At 65.0% G+C, this 20,424-nt stretch carries 21 protein-coding genes; 4 read left to right on the top strand and 17 right to left on the bottom strand.

Features of this window, described 5'->3' with window-relative positions; genetic code table 11:
• Nucleotides 1-158 precede the first annotated feature (158 nt).
• The 4 genes from C477_RS21945 to C477_RS21930 are packed head-to-tail and all read right to left on the bottom strand — an operon-like array spanning nt 159 to nt 2,998.
• Entirely contained in the window at nt 159-902 is a 744-nt protein-coding gene (locus tag C477_RS21945) for an HAD family hydrolase (RefSeq protein ID WP_008896773.1), read from the bottom strand.
• Nucleotides 903-942: 40 nt separating this feature from the next.
• Nucleotides 943-1,293 carry a 50S ribosomal protein P1 gene (gene rpl12p, locus C477_RS21940; RefSeq protein ID WP_008896772.1) on the bottom strand — a complete coding sequence of 117 codons (351 nt, stop codon included), beginning with the start codon at nt 1,291-1,293 and terminating at the stop codon, nt 943-945.
• Between the two features lie 21 nt (nt 1,294-1,314).
• Nucleotides 1,315-2,364, bottom strand: coding sequence for a 50S ribosomal protein L10 (locus C477_RS21935; RefSeq protein WP_008896771.1), 1,050 nt, complete (start codon nt 2,362-2,364; stop codon nt 1,315-1,317).
• A gap of 1 nt (nt 2,365) precedes the next feature.
• Nucleotides 2,366-2,998: a 50S ribosomal protein L1 gene (locus C477_RS21930; RefSeq protein ID WP_008896770.1), complete on the bottom strand. Its 633-nt coding sequence runs from the start codon at nt 2,996-2,998 to the stop codon at nt 2,366-2,368.
• Nucleotides 2,999-3,276: 278 nt separating this feature from the next.
• Between C477_RS21930 and C477_RS21925 the strand changes: the two genes are divergently transcribed.
• Nucleotides 3,277-3,885 carry a hypothetical protein gene (locus tag C477_RS21925; protein ID WP_008896769.1) on the top strand — a complete coding sequence of 203 codons (609 nt, stop codon included), beginning with the start codon at nt 3,277-3,279 and terminating at the stop codon, nt 3,883-3,885.
• Nucleotides 3,886-3,950: 65 nt separating this feature from the next.
• On the opposite strand, the gene C477_RS21920 is transcribed toward C477_RS21925, so the two are convergent.
• From C477_RS21920 to C477_RS21890, 7 genes are all read right to left on the bottom strand, one after another.
• Nucleotides 3,951-5,360: an MBL fold metallo-hydrolase gene (locus C477_RS21920; protein WP_008896768.1), complete on the bottom strand. Its 1,410-nt coding sequence runs from the start codon at nt 5,358-5,360 to the stop codon at nt 3,951-3,953.
• 375 nt (nt 5,361-5,735) lie between these two features.
• A complete protein-coding gene (locus C477_RS21915) occupies nt 5,736-6,224 on the bottom strand; it encodes a 50S ribosomal protein L11 (RefSeq protein WP_008896767.1) in 489 nt (162 codons plus the stop codon).
• Between the two features lie 91 nt (nt 6,225-6,315).
• Nucleotides 6,316-6,618, bottom strand: a complete 303-nt coding sequence (gene cutA, locus C477_RS21910; RefSeq protein ID WP_008896766.1) for a divalent-cation tolerance protein CutA — start codon at nt 6,616-6,618, stop codon at nt 6,316-6,318.
• 112 nt (nt 6,619-6,730) lie between these two features.
• Nucleotides 6,731-6,928, bottom strand: coding sequence for an HEWD family protein (locus C477_RS21905; RefSeq protein ID WP_008896765.1), 198 nt, complete (start codon nt 6,926-6,928; stop codon nt 6,731-6,733).
• A 152-nt stretch (nt 6,929-7,080) separates the two neighbouring features.
• Nucleotides 7,081-7,413: a hypothetical protein gene (locus C477_RS21900; protein ID WP_008896764.1), complete on the bottom strand. Its 333-nt coding sequence runs from the start codon at nt 7,411-7,413 to the stop codon at nt 7,081-7,083.
• Nucleotides 7,414-7,665: 252 nt separating this feature from the next.
• A complete protein-coding gene (locus C477_RS21895) occupies nt 7,666-9,177 on the bottom strand; it encodes a phosphoenolpyruvate carboxykinase (ATP) (RefSeq protein ID WP_008896763.1) in 1,512 nt (503 codons plus the stop codon).
• 371 nt (nt 9,178-9,548) lie between these two features.
• Nucleotides 9,549-9,989, bottom strand: coding sequence for a cupredoxin domain-containing protein (locus C477_RS21890; protein ID WP_008896762.1), 441 nt, complete (start codon nt 9,987-9,989; stop codon nt 9,549-9,551).
• A gap of 112 nt (nt 9,990-10,101) precedes the next feature.
• Between C477_RS21890 and C477_RS21885 the strand changes: the two genes are divergently transcribed.
• The 3 genes from C477_RS21885 to C477_RS21875 all read left to right on the top strand — a co-directional run bounded on the left by C477_RS21885 (nt 10,102) and on the right by C477_RS21875 (nt 14,205).
• On the top strand, nt 10,102-10,827 hold the full coding sequence (locus C477_RS21885; protein WP_008896761.1) for a protein sorting system archaetidylserine synthase: 726 nt from the start codon (nt 10,102-10,104) through the stop codon (nt 10,825-10,827).
• Between the two features lie 84 nt (nt 10,828-10,911).
• Nucleotides 10,912-12,258 carry a HEAT repeat domain-containing protein gene (locus C477_RS21880; protein WP_008896760.1) on the top strand — a complete coding sequence of 449 codons (1,347 nt, stop codon included), beginning with the start codon at nt 10,912-10,914 and terminating at the stop codon, nt 12,256-12,258.
• Between the two features lie 105 nt (nt 12,259-12,363).
• Complete coding sequence (locus tag C477_RS21875; RefSeq protein WP_008896759.1) at nt 12,364-14,205, top strand: phospholipase D-like domain-containing protein; 1,842 nt, start codon at nt 12,364-12,366, stop codon at nt 14,203-14,205.
• A 57-nt stretch (nt 14,206-14,262) separates the two neighbouring features.
• On the opposite strand, the gene C477_RS21870 is transcribed toward C477_RS21875, so the two are convergent.
• From C477_RS21870 to C477_RS21845, 6 genes are all read right to left on the bottom strand, one after another.
• On the bottom strand, nt 14,263-14,694 hold the full coding sequence (locus C477_RS21870) for a metal-dependent transcriptional regulator (RefSeq protein ID WP_008896758.1): 432 nt from the start codon (nt 14,692-14,694) through the stop codon (nt 14,263-14,265).
• Nucleotides 14,695-14,815: 121 nt separating this feature from the next.
• Nucleotides 14,816-15,310, bottom strand: coding sequence for a M41 family metallopeptidase (locus C477_RS21865; protein ID WP_008896757.1), 495 nt, complete (start codon nt 15,308-15,310; stop codon nt 14,816-14,818).
• Between the two features lie 267 nt (nt 15,311-15,577).
• Nucleotides 15,578-16,636 (bottom strand): hypothetical protein, encoded by a 1,059-nt coding sequence (locus tag C477_RS21860; RefSeq protein WP_008896756.1) that lies wholly within the window; start codon nt 16,634-16,636, stop codon nt 15,578-15,580.
• A 120-nt stretch (nt 16,637-16,756) separates the two neighbouring features.
• Nucleotides 16,757-17,977: a Fe-S cluster assembly protein SufD gene (sufD, locus tag C477_RS21855; protein ID WP_008896755.1), complete on the bottom strand. Its 1,221-nt coding sequence runs from the start codon at nt 17,975-17,977 to the stop codon at nt 16,757-16,759.
• Between the two features lies 1 nt (nt 17,978).
• Nucleotides 17,979-19,409 (bottom strand): Fe-S cluster assembly protein SufB, encoded by a 1,431-nt coding sequence (gene sufB, locus C477_RS21850; protein WP_008896754.1) that lies wholly within the window; start codon nt 19,407-19,409, stop codon nt 17,979-17,981.
• A gap of 61 nt (nt 19,410-19,470) precedes the next feature.
• Nucleotides 19,471-20,382 (bottom strand): ABC transporter ATP-binding protein, encoded by a 912-nt coding sequence (locus tag C477_RS21845; protein WP_008896753.1) that lies wholly within the window; start codon nt 20,380-20,382, stop codon nt 19,471-19,473.
• Nucleotides 20,383-20,424: the final 42 nt, after the last annotated feature.

Here is a 20,424-nt window from a genome sequence, read left to right as displayed (position 1 = left end):
AATTGTCGGAGCGAACGCGGCGTCGTATCGGCGACCGGCGCCGTCTCCGGTCGGGTCACTGCGATCCAGGCGCTCCCGGCCTACTGGAGCCCGACGTGGCCGATCATGTCGTTTCTCCGAACGGTTCCGCGTCACTCTATCGCTTCCGGCCGGTCGGCTCAGCGCGACGACTCGAACGGCTTCCGAACGGGTGCCGGAAGGGATTCGGGCTCGAGTAACTCCTCGACGTTCGAGACGACGGCGTCGGCGGCCGCTGCGGGCTCGTTGCCCTCGGGACCGTCATCTCCCGTCACGTACACCGTCCGGAGTCCGGCGTCGCGTGCGCCGACGATATCGGCCTCGTAGTCGTCGCCGACGAACACGTACTCGTCGGCCGGCAGCCGCTCTATCGCGGCGTCGAAGATCCGTCGGTCGGGTTTCCACGCGCCGACGTCGCTCGAGACGACGATCTCGTCGATCGATTCGTCGAATCCGTGGCGCTCGACTTTCGCCCGCTGCTGTCGCCCGTTGCCGTTCGTCAGGATTCCGGTCGGACAGGTCTTTCCGACTCGCTCGACGGTCTGCGTCGCCGCGGCCGGCGCAGTAGTAGCCTCGAGTTCTCGCTGGCGGTACTCCCGAGCGAGCGTCTCCGGCGTCGCGTCGAGTTCCGTCGCGGTCGCGACCGCCCCGAACGCCTCGCGGTAGGGGTCGGCCTCGCAGCGCTCGAGGGCCTCGAGCAGGCGGTCGACGTACGTCTCGTAGGCGGCGTCGCTCGACTCGCCGTACGGGGAGACGGTCGCCTCGAACAGGTCCGCGAACGGGACCGCGTAGGTACACAGCGTTCCGTCGAGATCGAAGTAGACGGCGGTCGTCACACGCTGTTCGTCTCGCGGCACGGAGAAGTAGCTGTTCGTCCGTCGCATCGAAAGAAAATCGAGGTTGCTGAAATCGTCGCGTCGCGACTTAGCCGAAGAGCTCGCCGAGGCCCTCGCCGCCGGCGTCGTCGTCTTCGTCGTCGTCCTCGTCCGTCGTGTCCGGGACGTCGCTGGTCTCTTCGGCCTCTTCCTCTTCGCCGCCTTCGTCGCCGCCGGCGTCACCGGCCGCGGCGCCGCCTGCGGCGGCTCCGCCCGCGGGGACCGCGGCGGCCTCGGAGACTGCCTCGTCGATGTCGACGTCCTCGAGCGCGGCGACAAGCGCCTTGACTCGGGACTCCTCGACGTCGACGCCGGCAGCGTCGAGCACGTCGGTCAGGTTGTCTTCGTTGATCTCTTCGCCCGATTCGTTCAGGATGAGTGCAGCGTAAACGTATTCCATTGTAGTGTCCTCCAGTAGTGATTATCCGAACATCTCGCCGAGACCGGCCCCGCCGTCACCGCCGTCGTCGTCGTCATCGTCGGTGTCGGCGTCGGCCTCGTCGGCGTCAGCTTCGGTGTCGTCGTCTTCGTCAGCCGATTCGTCCTCGCCCTCGTCGGCGGCCGCCGAATCGGCGGACACGTCGACGTCCTGTAGTTCCTCAGGCAGCGCCTCCTCGTCGTCGATCTGGGCCGCGAGCGCACGCAGCTGTGCGTCGGCCTTGCTGACGAGGTCGGGCATTAGCTCTTCGTCCTCGATCGCGGCCTGCAGGCCGAGGCTCTTGGCCTCGCCCGTGGCCTTGGCGATGAGCGTCGGCGCCGTCGACGCGGTCGGGAAGCTCGCGTTGATCGCGAGGTTCCGTGCGCGTGCAGCGGCGGTCGACACGTCGCTCTCGTAGGCCTCGACGTCGATGTCGAGGTCCTCGGGGTCGAAGAGGACGCCGTCGGCGACGACGGCGCGAAGGTCGAGTCCGACCTCCTTGGGCTCGATCCCGAGCTCGTTGAGGACGTTCGCCAGATCAGCAGAGACTTCGCCGCCGGCCTCGAGGACCGTCGAGTCCTCCATGACCTGAATCGAACCCTCTTCGATCCGTGCGTTGGCACCGATGCTCTGGAGTTCGCCGACGAACGGTCCCGGGTCGACCCCGGTGTCACCCTCGGGGATGACGATGTCGTTCGGGGCGACCTCGCCCTCGTTGATCGGGGCGGGCGTCTTCGACGCCTCGAGCTCCTTGTAGAGCGTGAACGGGTTGTCGTTCGTGCCGACGATCCCGACCTGGCCCTCGACGTGATCGACGAGGTCCTCGAGTCCGGACTGCTCCAGTGCGCGGACCTGCAGGGTATTGCGGCTGACGCGGAGCTCGGCGGTACCGTGCAGATCACGGCGCATGTCCTGGAGCTGCTTGCTCGGAATGCCGGTGATGCCGACGATGCCGACGCTGTCGTAGCTCTCGATGATCTCCTGGAGCTCGTCGACTTCCTCTCGCTTCCACTGGGGAAGGTTCTCGGTCTTGCGTTCAGCCTGTGCGCTCATATTAGGCCACCTCCACGGACGGCCCCATCGTAGTCTTCACGTAGACGGCGTCGATGTTCTGGGGCCCCTTCTCGAGGTCGGCGTGCAGGCGACGCAGGATGACGTCGATGTTGTCGGCGATGTTCTCCGCATCCATGTCCTCGGCGCCGACGAGCGTGTGGAACGTTCGTCGGTCGCCGGAGCGAAGCTGCACGGTGTTTTTGAGCCGGTTGACGGTCTCGACGACGTCGTCGTCGGGCGCGAGCGGGTCCGGCATCTTCCCTCGGGGACCGAGAATGGTACCCAGGTGCCGGGCGATATCTTGCATCATCGCCTCTTCGGCGATGAAGAAGTCCGTCTCGTCGGCCATGTCCTTGGCCTCGTCATCGTCCAGATCGGCCACGTCGTCTTCCGAGAGAACCTCGTCCGCCGCCTCTTCGGCGCGGACGGCGGTTTCTCCCTCGGCAATGACGACGATTCGCGTATCCTGGCCGGTTCCGGACGGCAGGACGATAGACTCGTCAACTCGGTTCGACGGTTCGTTTAGGTCGAGGTCGCGCAGATTGATCGCGAGGTCGACCGTCTCGGTAAAGTTCCGATCGGGGGCGTCCTCGAGTGCGCGAGCGACTGCTGTTTCAATATCCGAATCTGCCATCGTTCACCTCCGTAGTACGCAGGAGTGCTCCTACGGGTCAGTGAAACAGGCTAGGCCTGTCTCCTTTGAACGGAGTGCCATGCCGAACTTAAACCCGTCGAACTGCCAGCGCTGACCTCGTCGATACGCGTGAGTCTCTGTACCGTTCGAACTATCAGCTGACGAACCGCGCGCTTTTCGGTTCGCTCGGGAAACGCGAGCATCCGTCTCGCCGGGAAGCACAGGAATACAGCCGGCGAGCGAAAATATTATATTACTTGATTGTGTATATTTCCTGTATGTGGCCATTAGATTTATATAGTGTTAGTGGGGCGACGGGAACTGGGTCGATTACGCCGCTGACGATCGGCGGACTCGGCTTCGAAACGCTGGAAACGATCGGCCCGCTCGAGCGGGCGGGGCTCCTGTTCGCCGGGGCGTTCGTGTTCGCGGCCGTGGTGCTCGGATTGCTTCAGGGGTACGCCCCGCGAACGGTAACGAAGGCCCGCCGGAGCCCGGTTATTTCGATCTGCGTCGGCCTGCCGGGACTGCTCGTCGTCGTCGGAATCGGCAGTACGGGGTACCTGATACTCGGTACGGATCTGGGACCGTTCTTCGGGATTCCGATGATCGTCCTCGGCGGAACGATCGTGCCCGCGTTCACCGCCCTCGGTTTCGTCGCGTTCGGACGGTCGATCGCGGCACGGCTCGGCCGCGACCGCCTCTCGGTGGGTATCTTCCTCGGTAGTCTACTCGCCGGCATCGCCGGTTTCTCGCTTGCGCTGACCGTCGTCGTAGCGGGTTTCGCCGGCGCCCTCGGGATCGGCGCGGGCGTGCGCGTGATTATGGCTACCGGCGGGACGTCCCGGCCCGACGACCGCACCGTCCCCCCCGCGAACAAGATCTAACCCGGCGGTCGACCGACGAACGAGACCAACGAGACGTCACACCCGAACGTCGCCAGACGCCGTGACTAGTCCTGTGTCGCTTTCGCACTCGCCGTCGCGTCCGCCTCGATGGGCACGTCGTAGCCGTGGGTGTGGAACGACCCGAGACAGAGGAACAACCCGCGTTCGTAGATGTCCGGCTCCTTCTGGACTCCCAGGTGCGAGCCGATCTTCGCGTCCGCCCAGTAGGCGCTGTGAGGTCCCTCGAACAGCCGCTTTACGAGCCGTGCGTCGACCTCGAGTTTCACGTAGCCGTCGTACTCCACGGGGCGCGGATCGGAGACGTACCGGTAGCCGCCGCCGTTCATCGAGAGCTCGAGATAGACATCGTCGACCAGCGAGATCAGGACCGTCGTCTCGGTGCTGTACCCGATCCGCTCGCGCTTCTCCTCGAGACTCTCGTAGGCGTAGGGGACGTACGCCTGGAGCTCCGACAGCGTCGGCATCGGGTCGGCCTCGTACTCGAACGATCGCGACGCCAGTTCCTCCTCGATGTAGCGGCGCTTCGCGTCCGGGTCCGCCGGCTCGAACGGCGCGGATCGCTCGCCGGTCTCGAGGTCGATGTGTTCGCCGGAGTTCAAGAAGACGCACTCGTGGTCGTCGGGGTCGACGGCGTCGGTGAAGAACTCGAGCGCTTCCTCGCGGGGCGGATTCGCCGTGTACTCGTTCAAGTGGGCGAGATCGCCCGTCAGCACGTACTCGCCGGCGAATGGCATGTAGAAACGAGGTTCGAAGATGTCGATGAACTTGAGCGCGCGCTCGTGTTTCTCGCGGATGACCCGGTCGCGTTCGCGGAGCTTCTTCTCGTGGCTGTAATCGGTGACGGCCTGGGGGTAGAACTGCGCCGCGCTGTACTGGTGACAGAGGAGATCGATCGTCCCGTACTCGTCGGCGACGGTCCGACAGACCGACTCGGCGATCGAAAACGGCACGTCGTTGGTGTTGACAACCGTCTGCTCCCCGTTGTCGATAACCGCCATCGAGTCGACTTGCGTCGAGCCCGGCTCCTCCGCGTCGTCGTCGTACCACGTACACCCGAAGTAGTTCCCGCAGCGCTCCGGATCGCAGCCGTCGGCCGCGAGCACGTTGATGTGCATGTCGCCCTCGAGCGGCGTGCGCTCGCCGTGGGACAGCTCGATCACGTCGAACCCCAGCGCGGCGACGGCGTCGTGGAGGTAGTCCCACCGGTAGTCGTGGACGAGCACCGGAATGTCCCTGTCCATGCGCTCGAGCGTGTCGGGATCGAAGTGGTCCGGATGGATGTGCGAGATGTAGATGTAGTCGACGTCGTTGAAATCCTCCGGATCGAACTCGGGTTCGGGGTAGTGGGCCCACGAGCCGTAGTACGCGCCGTCCACCAGCCAGGGATCACAGAGAATCGACGTCTGCTCGTCTTCGACGAGAATCGCTGCCGACTCGAGATAGGTCACTCGCATACCGAGGCTCCAACAGCCACGAATCATTTGTTATTATCACAATATGATTCGGTACGCGCACCCGAACGCGGGATAGGTCACAGCTACGGCTCCGTTCGCCTCTCGTCGGGCTCTCGTGAAGCCGCGTTCGGAAGCGAGTAGGGACCGGCAAACCAGCCATAGCGGCCGAGTAAACGGCGTGCGGGCGACCGCCGCAGCTACGCTATCGGTCGGCGGTACGAACGAAGGATACGCGGTGCGTTCCCGGTTCGAGGAGTCGTCGAGTACGCCGTCACTCCGTCGTCGAAACACACCGACACACTCGTTCTACTCGCGTTCCGAGCACTCGCAACGACACTCCCGTGTCGACTACAAGAACGATGAAGTGTTCGTCGACTACGCTGCCGCTTCGTCGAGCAGCACGTCGTCGTACTCGCCGTCGTCGACTCGCTGCTTGAACTCTCGAGCGTCGTTGCCCTCGATGGTGACGCCCATCGAGGCGCAGGTGCCGACAACTTCCTTCGCGGCGTTTTTCGCGTCGTAGGCGAGCAGGTCGGGGTGTTTCTGCTCGGCGATCTGTTTGACCTGTTCGACCGACAGATCCGCGACGAAGTCTTTCTGGGGCTCGCCGCTGCCGGTCTCGAAGTCAGCTTCGTCCTTGATCAGTTCGGCCGTCGGCGGGACACCGACGTCGATTTCGAAGGAGCCGTCGTCCTCGTAGTCGACGGTGACGGGGACTTCGGTGCCGTCGAACGCTTCCGTCTGGTCGTTGATCTCCTGTACGACCGCCTGTACGTCGACAGGGGTCGGTCCGAGCTCGGGACCGAGCGGTGGGCCAGGGTTGGCCTGGCCACCCGGAACGAGCACTTCGATGGTTCCAGCCATACCCGTCACAACCCGTGCGCGAGTTTTAAGGGTTGCTAATTCGGGCAGTGAGGTCTGTGATACGGTGTCGTACGCCTCGCGGCCGCGGCCGTTACTCGACGCTTTCGGTCCGCCACTCGGCGAACGACTCGAGGACGTGGGCCTCGTCGAAGCGTTCGATACAGGGGACGTCGTACGGGTGGATCGCTTCGACGCGGTTGATCAGGTCGTCGTAGGCGTCGGCGGTCGTCTTCGCGAGCAGAACGGCTTCGTCGTCGCGGTGAACCTCGCCCTCCCAGCGGTAGGTGGAGGTCGTCGACAGTCGGTTGACGCAGGCCGCGAGTCGGTCCTCGACGAGCGTCTCGGCGATTCTATCCGCTTCGGACGGCGGAGCCGTGATGTAGACCGTTGGCATTCGTGTCGTCGGCTACGCTCGAGACGGAGAAAAGTCCCGTGACGCCGTCGTCACGAGATGACCGCAAAGCTCTAGCACCGGGGATCCGCGTCGGTCCGGACGGCCGCCCTCGTCAGTCCGCGTTTACGTTGCCGGTGACGGGATTGAACGTTCCGTTGATGTCCCACTCGTGAATGCAGTGTGGATTGCCGACCTGCTTTTCGCCGTCTTCGCGGGCGATTTGCCAGGCCTCGAGGTTGTCGTCCCATCGCTCGGTTCGACCGCACCGTTCGCAGACGCGGGCAGTCGGCGGTTGTACTTGCGCGCTCATTGTCGACCGTGGGAACTGAACGCATATAACACTATCCGTGTGCGGCAACTTCTGCCCCGGATTCGTTCACGATTTTTGGAGGATTTAAAATTAGCGGGCCGATAACAGCGTTCGATCGATCGGCGTGGGTCGCGGGCAACGCCGAGCGGGACTTAGAGTCGGTCGCCGTCGGTGCCGAGACGCTGGCTCGGTTCCGCCACCGTCGTGCCGTCGACCGGCGGTTCCGACTGACCGGTCGGGAGGTATCGCCCCGTCGGAGAGCGGTACCGAACGACGAGCGACCACATGACTGCGGTCCCCAGCAGTCCGATCGCCGAGAACGTCATCCCCAGCGAGTAGAAGGTTCCGGCATAGATCACGGCGAGCGCGAACTTGGGGATGCTGGTCGCCAGCGGGATTCGCGCGTCGAGGTCGCGCAGCGTCGGGAGCAACGCGACGACGGTGAGTAAACTGCCACCGAGAAAGACGAGATCGTGCCAATACATACAATGGATACTCAGTTATGAGTAAATAGTCTTCCGGTTAGGTTCGGGCTGTTGACTCCGTCTCGAGCGGGTTTTGATCCGTGTGGTTTCGGACTCGACGACGAGAGAGAGTACCGGCGGTCGCGTGCCTGTCGGTAGCGGGCAGACGACTGCGTGCTCGCAGTTACGAAACGGAAATTCCGAAAACGAGGGTCCGAACTGAAACCGGCAGTACCGACACTGACGCGAGACTCGCTCTGCAGGCGGTCCCGATCAGTAGACGGCGTCTTTGATCTCCTCGCGGAGTTCGTCGAACTGCTCGAGGTAGTCGCGACGTTCGGCTCGCAGCTCCGCGACGGCCTCGTCGTAGTCCTCGACGTGGTCGGGGACGTAGTACTCGCCGATGTCGAATCCGGGCACGCTCTCGGGGATCGTCAGCCCGGTGCGATCGTCGTCGGTCCATTCGATCGTCCCGCGAGCGGTTTCGGTGAGGACGGTCACGGACTCCTCGACGCCGATGTCTTTGGATTTCTCGCCGAGATAGCCCGTATTGATGACGTAACACTCGATGTCCAGCGCCTCGATGAGGTCCCGGAAGATGTTCCCCTCCTCGCCCTCGGGGCCGATGATGAAGGGGTTGGTCCCGACGACGCGGATCGACTCGCCCGCGCGTGACGGATCGCCGGCGCTGGTCTCGATCGATTCGCCGAGCATGAAGGCGACGGCCGCCTGGTCGTCCGTGAGCTTCGCGACCGGCGGCATCAGCGGATTCCGGGTGATGAAGAAGGCCTGGTCCATCCGCTCTAAGTCGATCTCCTCGTCGGCGCTCTCGAGTTGGTCGCGCTGGACGACCGCCCGGGAGTTCGAGGTGTAGCGATCCTCGTCGAAGTGGACCGTCCCGTCGTCGTCGACGGCGACGTTCTCGAAGACGGCCGACTCGTGGGTCGCGGCCTCGTAGAGTTCGGGCTGTTCCTCGGCGTCGAGGCCGATGGTCTTGATGAACAGCCCCTCGCCCTCGCTGCCGGCGACGGTGCCGTCGGGCAGGAGGCCGCAGACGTCGTCCTGGAGCATCGTGGCGTCTTCGGGGTCCTCGAGCCAGCAGCCGTGGGAGGTGAGCGTCGACTTGCCGGTCGCCGACAGGCCCATGAACACCTGACCGACGGTCTGGAGGTCGCCCTCCTCGTTACGAACGCGGACGCGCTTGCTGCCCGCGTGGAGGCCGAGGCCGCCCTGTTCCTTGATCTGGTACATGTACAGCCGGAGGAACGACTTCTTGGCCTCGCCGATGTAATCGGTCCCCAGGACGGCCGTAAAGCCCTCGTCGGGAAGGACGCGGACGGCGGTCTCGTCGTAGTCGGGGTCCATGACCGTATAGAGGTCGGGCTCTCGACCGTCCGACGGTTCGAACAGGTCCCGCCAGCCCAGCGCGATGTGGGCGTGCTCGACGGGGATGAACAGTCGGCAACAGAAGGTCGCGTCGGGATGGCGTCCCATCAGCCGATCGACGCAGACCATCTCGCGGTCGCCCGCGCGGGCGATCGCGTCGTCGACGAGTTCGTGGTCGCGCTCGTCGAACGCGGCGTCGACGGCGTTTTTCGTCAGATCGGCGCTTCGGGATCGCGTTTCGCTGACGTACGACGGCGATCCGAACTCGGTCGTCGTCTCGTCGTCGGCCGCGAGGTCGCGGAGTTCCTCGAACGACGGGTCGTACCGGACGTTCGACGCTGTCGTCGGGTCTGGAAGCTCTCGGACCAGCGGACGGGTCTCCGCCCCGGTTTCGGACATATACGTAACTCACCATCGCCACGATGTATAAACATGGAGGATTCTTCTCGCCGCATGTCACGTCTTCCCCAATCATTGTGAATTGGTGTCGATTTAGCCCCGTAGAGGCCATGTGTGGCCGATCCGGCGATCGCCCACAAACTATCTAAAATCGTATGGAAGTGGGAAAAGTACTCGAAAACGAAATAATTTCTATCCGGCGAGCCACCGATACGATATCGGTTCCCATTACGAGCCCGAACCGACGAGTTTCGTCGGGATTGTTCCACCGAGACTCTCCCAGTCGTCCCCTCGAGCGCACGACTCCAACGGTCGAACTCGATCAAAACTAGACTCGAGTCACTGGCAGAAAACGCGTCCGTCGGACCGTCTCACTCGGAGACGATGATCTTGCCGGTCATTCCGGCGCCGACGTGGGGTTCGCAGATGTAGGTGTAGGTTCCCGGCACCTCGAACGTGTGCTCGAACGTCTCGCGGGTCTCGAGTTTCCCGCCCTGGGACTCGTGCCAGGCGTCGATCGCCGTCTGTTCGTCCTCGAAGCCGCCGGTCGCGAAGTAGTCGGCGCCCTCGGGAAGGCTCGCCTCGCGGGCCGTCACCGTGTGGATGGCTTCGCTGGTGTTCTTCCAGACGACGGTTTCGCCGACGCTGGCCTCGTACTCGTCGGGGAGGAAGGCGTTCCGATTCATCCCGATGGTACAGCTCTGGCCGTCGCAGGGATCGTCGTTCCTGAAGGGGCTGGTGACGGCCGAACAGCCCGCCAATCCGGCCGAAACGGTGGATCCGACGGCGGCGAGATAGACGCGCCGATTCATACCAGTGGCTTTGGAGCATCCGAATATAACCGCCCCGGTTCGATCGTCGAAACCTCGAGGGTCGGTGGCGAAACGAAAACACGTAAGGGACCTCCATGCCGAATCCGGGAGTATGCTCCCCCGGTTCGTCGGGCGACTGGGCGTCGCCGACGCGGTGACCATCGCTAACGCCGCGCTGGGATTCGTCGCCGTCGTCGTCGCCTTCGTCGACATCGCGCTCGCCGCACGCCTCATCCTGTTGGCGGCGATCGCGGACGGGTTAGACGGAATCCTCGCCCGCCGCTACGGCGGCACCGACGTCGGTCCCTACCTCGATTCGCTGGCCGACGTCGCCTCCTTCGCGGTCGCCCCCGCAGTCGTCGCCTTCGTCGTCATCATCGACGGCCTCGAACTTGGGTTCGACGCGATGACGGGCGAACTCCTCCTGGCGACCGGGACCTGCGCGCTGTTCGTCGCGATGGCCGTTACCCGCCTCGGCATGTACACGGCCTTCGACGTCAGCGGTAACTACACCGAGGGTATTCAGACGACGCTGGCGGCGACGATCATCGGCGCGGCGATCCTCGCCGGCACGACCAACCCGTGGCTCGTCCTCGCGGTGACGGCCGCGTTCTGTTACCTGATGGTCTCGCGCATCGAGTACCCCGACCTGCTCGCCCGCGATGCGGCTATCATGGGGGTCGTCCACGCACTGGCGATCTTGATCCCCGAGTTCGCCGGTCGCACGTTCCCCTACGCGCTGTTGACGCTGGGCATCGCGTACATGACGCTGAGCCCCTGGTTCTACTGGCGCGAGGAGGCCCAGTCGACGGCGCCCGACGCGCATGGAAACGCTTAGGGCGCTGCTGGGACGACCGTAGGGTATGTACACTGCCACGCGTCGGCGTCATCTCCGGGTCCAGAGACAGGACCGGGTGGTACCATGAGCGATGACGAGGCAGCCGAGGACGGAGCGGACGAACCGGCCGAGGAGGAGTCCGAACCGGTCGATCTCGAGGCGATCCGCGAGGCGCTCGCGGCCTTCGAGGACGACGTCGAAGCCCTCGAGAGCGAGCTCGAGGCCGCCGAGACCGAGGACGATCTCGACGTCGTCGAGGCCGACATCGAGTCCTTCCGCGAGGAGTTCGAGGAGATCGAGATCCCCGATCCGCCGGAAACCGAGGAGGACGAAGACGAGGACGAGGACGCCGAACCCGCGCCCGAGGAGCAACTCCAGGAGCGCTACGACGACATCGAGAGCGACGTCTCTGATCTCGAGTCAGATCTGGAGGACCAGCGCGGTCCCTACGGCGAGGACGTCGTCAGCGACATCAACGGCGCCAGCGGGACGATCACGGGCACCCGCTGGACCGAGGAGGGCAACGCCGAACTGATCGAGGCCGTCGACGACTTCCTCGACGAGGTCAACGATCTGCTCGGCACGTCGCTCACCCTGAGCAACGAGGGCGAGGACGTTCCGGAGCAGTTAGACGCGACCCTCGACGCGGCGGCCGCGGCCGTCGAGGACGCCGAACTCGACGCCGACGACGACGCCGAGACGATCGCCGGCCTGCTCGAGGCCACGGACGACCTCGAGGCCGACATCGACGACGCGACCGAGTGGACCGACCTCGAGATCCGCGAGCAACTGCGCCGCGAAGGGTTCTACGACGTGCTCGACCACGTCAAGGACTTCCCGCCGGAGTGGCACGCCCTGAAGGTCCACGAGAAGCGCGGCAACGTCGACATGATCCTGCTTGCCTACGAGACCTTCGACTCCGATTACATGGAGGAACACTGCCTCGAGGCCTTAGAACGCATGGGTCCCGAGGAGGCCATGGAACCCATGATCCAGAAGGCGGGCCGCCGCGACCAGGCCGCGATGCGCATCCTGGGCAAGATCGGGATCGCCGACGACGAGGTCGTCGAGGCGCTGGTCGACTACGTCGACTCGAACCCTAACCTCCAGCGACCCGCGTTCCGCGCGCTCGGCGAGATCGGCGCCGAGGACGCCGTCGAGCCGATCGCCCAGCAGCTGGTCGCCGATGAGCCGGACGTCCGCAGCTGGGCCGCACGCGCGCTCGGCCTGATCGGTGACACCCGCGCCGTCGAGCCGCTCGCGGACGTGCTGGCCGACGACGAACAGGACCGCGTCCGCGCCAGCGCTGCCTGGGCGTTAAACCAGATCGGCACCACCGAGGCCCTCGAGATCGTCGCCGACTACGGGGACGACCGCGCGTATCTCGTCCAGGCCGAGGCCGAGAAGGCCGCGACCGAACCCGCAGCCTGAACGCGACGCGAACGGGACCGACCCGATTTCCTCCCCTTCCCTTCTGAATCTCGCACTCCGTTTTCGACCTGACCTTTATATCCGAACGCGCGGCCAGAGCGCCCGATGGAGTACCGACGCGCGGTCCTCGTCGCGCTCGTGAGCGTCAGCCTCGCCGCCGGCACCCTGTTGGGGTTCGGAATCGTCGCCGTCAACACCGCGACGAGCGACGGAGCTCCCGGCGACGTGGCGTCTCGAGCCGACGCTAACGGCGACGGGACCAGCCCCGCGTGTCCGATCGGTGCGATGGAATCGACGCCCTCGTCGGACGAGCTAACCGATGGCAACGGGTCGGTCCCCGACGCCGGCGAGCGACCGGCGAACGCGACCGGTACCGCGCCCCGGATCGTCGAACTCTACCCGAATCCCACGATTCGCGACAACGTCGGCGAGTATCTCGTCCTCGAGGTTCCCCCGGAGACCCGATTCGAGAACTGGACGCTTACCGACGGCCATACCACGGCTGAACTCCCGAACGAGACCGTCACCGGCCGCGTCGCCGCGAGCACGGCGCCGAACGTCACCGGCGGACTGACCGAGTACCCGGTGGTCGAACTCGAGGGGACGCTGCGACTCGCCGTCGACGGAGACACCCTGGAGCTCCGGAACGAGACGACGACCGTCGACGCGGTCGCGTACGATCGAGCGCCGACGGCGGAACGGTGGTACCGCAACGGCGGCGAGACCGACGAGCCGACCGCCGGCGACCCCGCAGCCGGCGACTGGCATCCCCGCGACGCGACCTGCCTCCCGGTCTCGACGGCCGACGTCGCGGACGCCACGGCGTTCGTCCTCCCCGACTCGCCCGCGGTGCCCCTCGAGACGCTCCGTGGCGCCGACGACCGCCTGCTGCTGGCCGGCTACACGTTTACGTCCGAGGCGGTCGCCGACGAACTCGTCGCCGCGGCCGACCGCGGAGTCGACGTCGCGGTGCTCTTTGAATCGAGCCCCGTCGGCGGCGCGCCCGCGGCGACCGAGAGCGTCCTCGAGACGCTCGTCGACGGCGGGGTCGACGTTCGCGTCATCGGGGGCGCAGACTCGCGGTACCGCTATCACCACCCCAAATACGCGGTGGCCGACGACCGCGTGCTGGTCACGACCGAGAACTGGAAGCCGTCGGGCGTCGGCGGCGAGAGCAGCCGCGGCTGGGGCGTGCGCCTCGAGTCCGAGTCCCTCGCGGCCGATCTCGCGACCGTCTTCGACGCGGACTTCGAGGGTCGCGATACGGCCTCGGGAGCGGCCTATCGCAGGAACGCTTCGTTCGTGGACGACGGCCCCGTCTTTTCCTCGCCCGATCCCGAGTACCCGACGGCCCACGACCCGTCGACGGTCCCCGTCGAGTCCGCCGAACTCCTGCTCGCACCGGACAACGCCGAACGCCGTCTCAACTCGTTGCTCGAGAGCGCCGACGACGAGATCCTCGTCCTGCAGCCGTCTATCGCCGACGACGTGTCCTTGCTCGAGTCGACCCTCGAGGCCGCCCGCCGCGGCGTCGACGTCCGTATCCTGCTCGGATCGGCAGAGTACAACGCCGACGAGAACGCGGCATTGGCGCGGGACGTAGAGCGACTCGCCGACGACGAGTCGCTCCCGCTCGAGGTCGAACTGGTCGAGGAGACGGACGCCTTCGAGAAGATTCACGCCAAGGGCGTCGTGATCGACCGCGAGGTCGCGGTCGTCGGCAGCGCCAACTGGAACGAGAACTCCTTCCGGAACAATCGCGAGGTCGTACTGGCGCTCCACGGCCAGGAGGTCGCGAGCTACTACGCCGACGTGTTCGAGGCCGACTGGCAAGGAGACAGTAGTCGGTCGAGGCTCACCGTGGGTGTCGCACTCGCCGTCATCGCCGCGCTCGCCCTCGCGGCGCTGGTCGGGCGTCGGTACGTTCGGTTCGGAGAGCCACAGTGAGAATCGCGTCGTGCAGCTGCTATCCGAATTCCGGCCGCGAAAACGAGTCGATCTACCTCAGTCCGCACAGCCGTCGCCGACCTCGAGTCGCTCGCAGGCGTCCCGTTCGGGGTCGAAACAGTCAGGACACTCGCCCGGCCGGTCGATGATCGTGTCGAGGCGCTCCGCGACGGTATCGTCGATGACGCTCTCTAGGGCGCGGGCCTCGTCCTGGTACTCCTCGACCTCGAGGACGTTCGCGAGAAAGCGTTCGATGATACAGTAGGTCTGGAGGGCGTCGTGGGCGCGCCCGAGTCCCTCGTCGGTCAGACTCGCCCCCTTGTACTTCTCGTGGTCGACGAGTCCCCGGTCCTCGAGTTTGCCGATCATCTCGTTGACGCTGGCCGGACTGACCTCGAGCAAGTCCGCGAGCGTGCCGGTCGATGCGGGGCCGTCCTCGATGCGTTGAGCCAGATAGATCGCCTTGAGATATTGGTCTGCAGTGTTCATTGCATCCCTCCGTCGGTGTCGCTCGGTGTCGCGTCGATTCCTCGCCGGCGTCCCCGCGTCCGGGACTCGATGCGCAGTGACGGCGTTCGATCTGCGGGGGACCGTACTGCCGCCGTCCCGATCATGCTCTGTGCTCCATGATCTCGGTCACTTCTTCGACGCCGTCTTTCTCCTCTTCGCGGATCTCGTAGAGGGTCTCGAGGAGGCGCTCGCGGTCGATGGCGAACTCGCTCTCGGAGGCCTCGATCGCGTCGATCAGGTCGTCGTAGAACTTGTAGGCCGTTTCCTCGTTCGCCAGTTGGTCGTAGAGGACGCCGTCGGTGTCCTCCGGGGGTCCGTACTGGGCGTCGACCAACGCGTTGATTTCCTCGTACGCGACGGTGTCGGCCTCGAGATCGTCGATCAGCGCCTCGAGCCGCTCGCGGTGGTCGGCCGACTCGTCGGCGGCCTCCTCGAGCAACTCCCGCACCTCCTCGTCGATCGCCGCTCGCTCTTCGGGGGGCAGCGAGTCGAGGTGGTGGGCGGCGCGTGACTCGACGACCTCCTCCAGCACGACCCCGATCTGCAGCAATCGGGCTAGCTGGTGGTCGCTCGAGACGCGCTGTCCCAGACTCATATCAGGTCGTCCGGGCCACTGATACTTAACCCTCCCTACTCGGGCGGTTCGATATCGGCTCTATCGGGCGACGGGAAACGATCGCCCGCGTGCGGGAATGGATGATCGCAAACGATGATAGGTTTAGGTATCCTCTGGAACAGCTTTCACGAAAATGATCGGAATCCTTGTCGCGGTCGCCGTCTTCCTCGGATTCGGTTACCTCGCGCTCGCTGGTATCGGGACGACGAACGGCTCAACAGCGAGTGGTTTCGCTGAGCGATCCGTTCAGCCGCGATACCGCCAGACGCGCGCCCCCTCACCGCCGTCGACGGCGTCGACCTGTCTGAGCCCCGTCTTGATACAGCGCCACCAGCCGTCGCTCGTGTCGTAGCCGGCCGGACACTCCCCGTAGAGCGCGTCGACGAAGTCTGAGCGACGCGCCTCGTCCTCGTCTCGCAGGTAGGCCAGCGCCCGTCCGACGGCGCGGCGACGCTTCTCGATCGTCTCCGCGGATCGGCCCGGAATCGACAGTTCGTCGAGCTCGGTGATATCTTCCCCGGGTCGGACGCCGTCGCCGGCCAGCCGGGTCGAGGACGTGTACTCGAGGCCGGTCTGGACGTCCCGGTTCAGGCGCTTTCGCGTGGTCGCGACCGCGCGTCGGGAGAGTTCGTCGAGTCGCTCGGTCTCGACGGAGCCGAGCACGCCGGCGTCCTCGTGGACGGGGTCCTCGCGAATGCGCGCGACGCGTTCGGGCGACAGGCCGGAGGGCTTCTCTCCGGTTGACTCAGTTTCGGTCGTCTCGCTTGTGGTCGGACTCGGGTCCCCCTCACCGTCCGCTGGCTCCGCTCGAGCCGTCGAGTCCGTCGATTCGGTCGAGACGCTCGAGTCGGGGCCCTGCCGGACCGTTCGGGGCGAACCGTGGACTTCGAGCACCGGTTCGCGGTTCACCGGCGTTCCGTCGGGGTGTCGGTCGCGGTCGGCCGGCTCGGTCTCGTCCCCATCGGGTGTCCGTTCGGCGCTCTCGTCAGCAGTCTTTGCCGCTGAGTCGTCGGCCGCTCGCGACTCGCCGTCCGCCCGGTCGCTCTCGACCGCCTGCGCGAGCGTCGCCACCCGCTCCTCGAGGCGGGTGATGCGCTCGCGGTGATCCGCCAGCAGGCGGTCCCGTTTCCGATCGCGGTCAGGCCCCGCTCCGGCGTCGATCGAGCCGCGGTGTTCGACGATCCACCGGACGTACGCCTGTCGACTCTCGAAGCCGAACAGTTCCCGCTCGGCCTCGAGCGCGTCGACGGTCTCGTCCTCGAGTTCGATGGAGAGGGCCTGCATCGTCCCCGGATTGCCGATCATCGTATAAAAGTGCTCGTCAGACGCCGTGAGGACGGTCGCAGTCGACAGAACACGGAGACGGCTCGAGGCGAGAGCAGAACGAAAGCGAAAGAACGTAAAAACCGCGCTATCGCCCGGCGGTTAGTCGCGTTGACGGAGCCGCGCGCCGATCAGTTCCTCGAGATCGTCGCGGAGCTCGTCGACGTCGATCTCCTCGAGGACGGGCACGAAGAAGCCCTCGACGAGCATGTTGCGAGCCGAGCGGGGATCGACACCGCGGGAGGTCATGTAGAACAGGTCCTCCGCGTCGATCTGGCCGACCGTCGCGGAGTGGCTGGCCTCGGTGTCGTGGTTGTTGATGATCAGCTGGGGGGAGGCGTCGGCCTCGCTCTCGTCGCTGAGCATCAGCGTGTTCTCGCGCTGGTAGGAGCTCGTGTCCCAGGCGTCGGCACCGACGTCCTGGACGCCCTCGTAGACCGATCGGGAGATGTCGTCGATGACGCCGCGGGTGATTAGGTCTGCAGTCGTGTGCTCCGCACGATGCCAGACCTTCGCATCGAGGTCGAAGTGCTGATCGTTGTGGCCGTAGAAGGCCCCGACGATCTGCGTCTCCGAGGAGTCGCCGCGAAGCTCCGTCGAGACCTCGGTCTTGGTCAGCTGCGTGCCGAGATTGCCCTCGATCCAGTCGATCGTAGCGTAGGTGTCGGTGACGCCGCGCTTGACGGTGAAGTTGTAGGCCTCCTCCGAGAGGTTCTGGAGACTGCCGTACTGGACGTAGCTGTTCTCGCCGGCGGCGACTTCGACGACGCCGCTGTAGTACTGCTCCTCGGCTTCCTCGCCGGTCGACTGTCGCTCGAGGATCGTGACCGAGGACGACTCCTCGGTGACGACGAGCGTGTAGTTGAACAGCGAGCGGGAGTTCTGCTCGGTTCGGATAGCGACGTCCTCGGCGTCGACGCCTTCGGGGACGTAGATGACCGTCCCGGTGCTAAAGAGCGCCGTCGAGAGCGCCGTCAGGTAGTTTTCCTGGGGATCGACGATGCTGCCGAAGTGCTCCTTGAGGAGCTCCTCGTGTTCCTGGACCGCGTCGGCCCACGAGAGGACGTTGGCCTCGTCGGGACCGACCTGATCCTTATTCTCGGCCGCGTTCAGCGGGTCCACGAGGGACTCGAAGTCCAGCTCGTAGAGGTTCGTCCACTCCCGTCCCGGCGTCTTGATGACGTCGGGCATGTCGAGGGAGTCGAGGGCCTCGAGGGCCTCGAGACGGGTCTCTAAGAGCCACTCGGGCTCGTCGAGGTCGCCGCTGATTTCGCGTACCTGTTCTTCGGTCAGATTGGCGTGTACCTGTGTTCCTGCGCTCATATTATCCGAGGCTCCCCTCCATCTCGAGTTCGATGAGGCGGTTGAGTTCGACCGCGTACTCGATCGGCAGTTCCTCCGTGATCGGCTCGATGAAGCCGGCGACGATCATCTTCTTGGCGTCGTCGTCGTCCAGTCCGCGCGACTGGAGGTAGAAGATGTCCTCGTCGCCGATCTTGCCGACGGTCGCCTCGTGTGCGACGTCGACCTTCGACTCCTCGATCTCCATGTACGGCATGGTGTCCGAGGTCGACTCGTTGTCGAACATCAGCGCGTCACACTCGACGGCGGTGCTCGAGTTCTCGGCACCGTCGGCGATGTGGACGAGACCGCGGTAGTTGGTACGGCCGCCGTCCTTGGCGATCGACTTGGACTCGATTGTCGAACTCGTCTCGGGCGCGTTGTGGTAGACCTTCGCACCGGTGTCGATGTCCTGACCCTCGCCCGCCAGAGCGATGGTAATGTGGGTGTCCGTCGAGCCGCGACCCTTGAGGATCGTACACGGGTAGAGCATGGTCACTTTCGATCCCATGCTGCCCGAGACCCACTCCATCGTGCCGTTCTCCTCGCAGATGGCGCGCTTGGTGTTCAGGTTGAACGTGTTCTTCGACCAGTTCTGGACGGTCGAGTACTGGACGTGGGCGTCTTCGCCCACGAAGACCTCGACGCCGCCCGAGTGGAGGTTGTGGGTCCCGTACTTCGGGGCCGAACAGCCCTCGATGTAGTGGACCTCGGAGCCTTCCTCGGCGATGATGAGCGTGTGCTCGAACTGGCCCATCCCTTCCGAGTTCATGCGGAAGTAGGCCTGAACCGGCATCTCGACGGTGACGTCCTCGGGGACGTAGACGAACGAGCCGCCGGACCAGACGGCCCCGTGCAGCGCGGCGAACTTGTTGTCGCTCGGCGGCACGCAGGTCGTCATGAAGTGCTCTTTGACGAGCTCGGGGTGGTCCTGGACGGCCTTGTCCATGTTACAGAAGATGACCCCCTTCTCCTCCCACTGCTCTTGCATGTTCTGGTAGACGACCTCGGACTCGTACTGGGCGCCGACGCCCGAGAGGGCGTTCTTCTCGGCCTCCGGAATGCCCAGCTTATCGAACGTGTCCTTGATGTCGTCGGGCAGCTCCGTCCAGTCGTCGACGCCTTCGCGCTTGTCGACGTCCGGGCGGATGTAGGGGATGATCTCTTCGACGTCCAGTTCGGAGAGGTCCGGCATGCCGGGCCAGTCCGACGGCATCGGCATGTTCTGGTACTGCTCGAGCGCGCGGAGGCGTCGCTCGAGCATCCAGTCGGGCTCGTCCTTGTCGTCGGAGATCATGCGGATGACCTCTTCAGTTAGGCCTTTACCGGATCTGACGGCGGAGTTCTCCTCTTTCTTGAACTCGAACCGGGCCTCAGTGTCTGTCTCTTTTAGGTGGTCTTGATCGGAACTCATTGGTTGATGTGGTTTATGGTTACGGCTGTAGCGTTATTACGGTTGTTCTAGTCGAATCCGGTTACGCGGTGCCGTAGACGTCTTCGCGAACCCAGTCGTACCCCTTGTCCTCGAGCTTCTCGGCGAGCTCCGGACCGCCGCTCTTGGCGATCTGGCCGTCGAGCATCACGTGGACGTGATCGGGCTCGACGTAGTCGAGGATGCGCTGGTAGTGGGTGATCTGAAGGATACCGGTGCCCTGCTCGTCGCGCAGCGCGTTGATCCCGTTGGACACGTCCTGCAGGCGGTCGATGTCGAGCCCGGAGTCGATCTCGTCGAGGACGGCGATCGACGGCTCGAGGATGGCGGCCTGCAGCACTTCGTTCTGCTTCTTCTCCCCGCCGGAGAAGCCGGCGTTGAGGTAGCGCTGGGCGAACTTCTCGTCCATCTCCAGCTGCTCCATCTTCTCCTGGAGGATCCCCTGGAACTCGGCGACGCCGACCTCGCCCTCGTCCGCGGGGCCTTCCATCGGCGAGGACTCAAAGCCTTCGTCCTCCTCTTCTTCCGCTTCGTCGCCGTCCTCGTCCTCGAAGAGCTCCTCGCGCTCCTCGATCTTGGCGTTCAGCGCCGTGCGGAGGAAGTTCGTCATCGTGACGCCCTCGATCTCGGCGGGATACTGGAAGCCGAGGAAGATACCGAGCGCGGCGCGCTCGTTGGGCTCGAGATCCAGCAGGTTCCAGGTGCGCTGGTCCTCGTCGATCTCGATGTCCTCACCGAACTCCTCGTCCTCGAGGTGGAGCAGAACCTCGCCCTCGGTGACCTCGTAGGCGGGGTGACCGGCGATGACCTTCGCGGTCGTCGACTTCCCGGAGCCGTTGGGCCCCATCAGGGCGTGGATCTCGCCGGACTCGACCTCGAGATCGACGCCCTCGAGAATTTTCTCGTCGCCCTCCGCCACTTCCGCGTGCAGGTTGGATAGTTCGAGACGTGCCATAGTATTCGCTCATCTGAAGAGTGGGTCGTATGACTGATAACG

Source organism: Haloterrigena salina JCM 13891 (assembly GCF_000337495.1).
GTDB lineage: Archaea > Halobacteriota > Halobacteria > Halobacteriales > Natrialbaceae > Haloterrigena > Haloterrigena salina.
The sequence above is the reverse complement of the archived record's forward strand: the minus strand, read 5'-3'. Positions and strand labels throughout refer to the sequence as shown.

What these genes read in the sequence shown, in the direction of transcription:
- C477_RS21905 (WP_008896765.1), bottom strand. Translation starts at nt 6,928, where the DNA reads ATGAGCGCGCAAGTACAACCGCCGACTGCCCGCGTCTGCGAACGGTGC.
- C477_RS21885 (WP_008896761.1), top strand. Translation starts at nt 10,102, where the DNA reads ATGCTCCCCCGGTTCGTCGGGCGACTGGGCGTCGCCGACGCGGTGACC.
- C477_RS21875 (WP_008896759.1), top strand. Translation starts at nt 12,364, where the DNA reads ATGGAGTACCGACGCGCGGTCCTCGTCGCGCTCGTGAGCGTCAGCCTC.
- C477_RS21925 (WP_008896769.1), top strand. Translation starts at nt 3,277, where the DNA reads ATGTGGCCATTAGATTTATATAGTGTTAGTGGGGCGACGGGAACTGGG.
- cutA (WP_008896766.1), bottom strand. Translation starts at nt 6,618, where the DNA reads ATGCCAACGGTCTACATCACGGCTCCGCCGTCCGAAGCGGATAGAATC.
- C477_RS21870 (WP_008896758.1), bottom strand. Translation starts at nt 14,694, where the DNA reads ATGAACACTGCAGACCAATATCTCAAGGCGATCTATCTGGCTCAACGC.
- C477_RS21895 (WP_008896763.1), bottom strand. Translation starts at nt 9,177, where the DNA reads ATGTCCGAAACCGGGGCGGAGACCCGTCCGCTGGTCCGAGAGCTTCCA.
- rpl12p (WP_008896772.1), bottom strand. Translation starts at nt 1,293, where the DNA reads ATGGAATACGTTTACGCTGCACTCATCCTGAACGAATCGGGCGAAGAG.
- sufD (WP_008896755.1), bottom strand. Translation starts at nt 17,977, where the DNA reads ATGAGCGCAGGAACACAGGTACACGCCAATCTGACCGAAGAACAGGTA.
- C477_RS21945 (WP_008896773.1), bottom strand. Translation starts at nt 902, where the DNA reads ATGCGACGGACGAACAGCTACTTCTCCGTGCCGCGAGACGAACAGCGT.
- C477_RS21865 (WP_008896757.1), bottom strand. Translation starts at nt 15,310, where the DNA reads ATGAGTCTGGGACAGCGCGTCTCGAGCGACCACCAGCTAGCCCGATTG.
- C477_RS21935 (WP_008896771.1), bottom strand. Translation starts at nt 2,364, where the DNA reads ATGAGCGCACAGGCTGAACGCAAGACCGAGAACCTTCCCCAGTGGAAG.
- C477_RS21900 (WP_008896764.1), bottom strand. Translation starts at nt 7,413, where the DNA reads ATGTATTGGCACGATCTCGTCTTTCTCGGTGGCAGTTTACTCACCGTC.
- C477_RS21880 (WP_008896760.1), top strand. Translation starts at nt 10,912, where the DNA reads ATGAGCGATGACGAGGCAGCCGAGGACGGAGCGGACGAACCGGCCGAG.
- C477_RS21860 (WP_008896756.1), bottom strand. Translation starts at nt 16,636, where the DNA reads ATGATCGGCAATCCGGGGACGATGCAGGCCCTCTCCATCGAACTCGAG.
- sufB (WP_008896754.1), bottom strand. Translation starts at nt 19,409, where the DNA reads ATGAGTTCCGATCAAGACCACCTAAAAGAGACAGACACTGAGGCCCGG.
- C477_RS21930 (WP_008896770.1), bottom strand. Translation starts at nt 2,998, where the DNA reads ATGGCAGATTCGGATATTGAAACAGCAGTCGCTCGCGCACTCGAGGAC.
- C477_RS21890 (WP_008896762.1), bottom strand. Translation starts at nt 9,989, where the DNA reads ATGAATCGGCGCGTCTATCTCGCCGCCGTCGGATCCACCGTTTCGGCC.
- C477_RS21845 (WP_008896753.1), bottom strand. Translation starts at nt 20,382, where the DNA reads ATGGCACGTCTCGAACTATCCAACCTGCACGCGGAAGTGGCGGAGGGC.
- C477_RS21920 (WP_008896768.1), bottom strand. Translation starts at nt 5,360, where the DNA reads ATGCGAGTGACCTATCTCGAGTCGGCAGCGATTCTCGTCGAAGACGAG.
- C477_RS21915 (WP_008896767.1), bottom strand. Translation starts at nt 6,224, where the DNA reads ATGGCTGGAACCATCGAAGTGCTCGTTCCGGGTGGCCAGGCCAACCCT.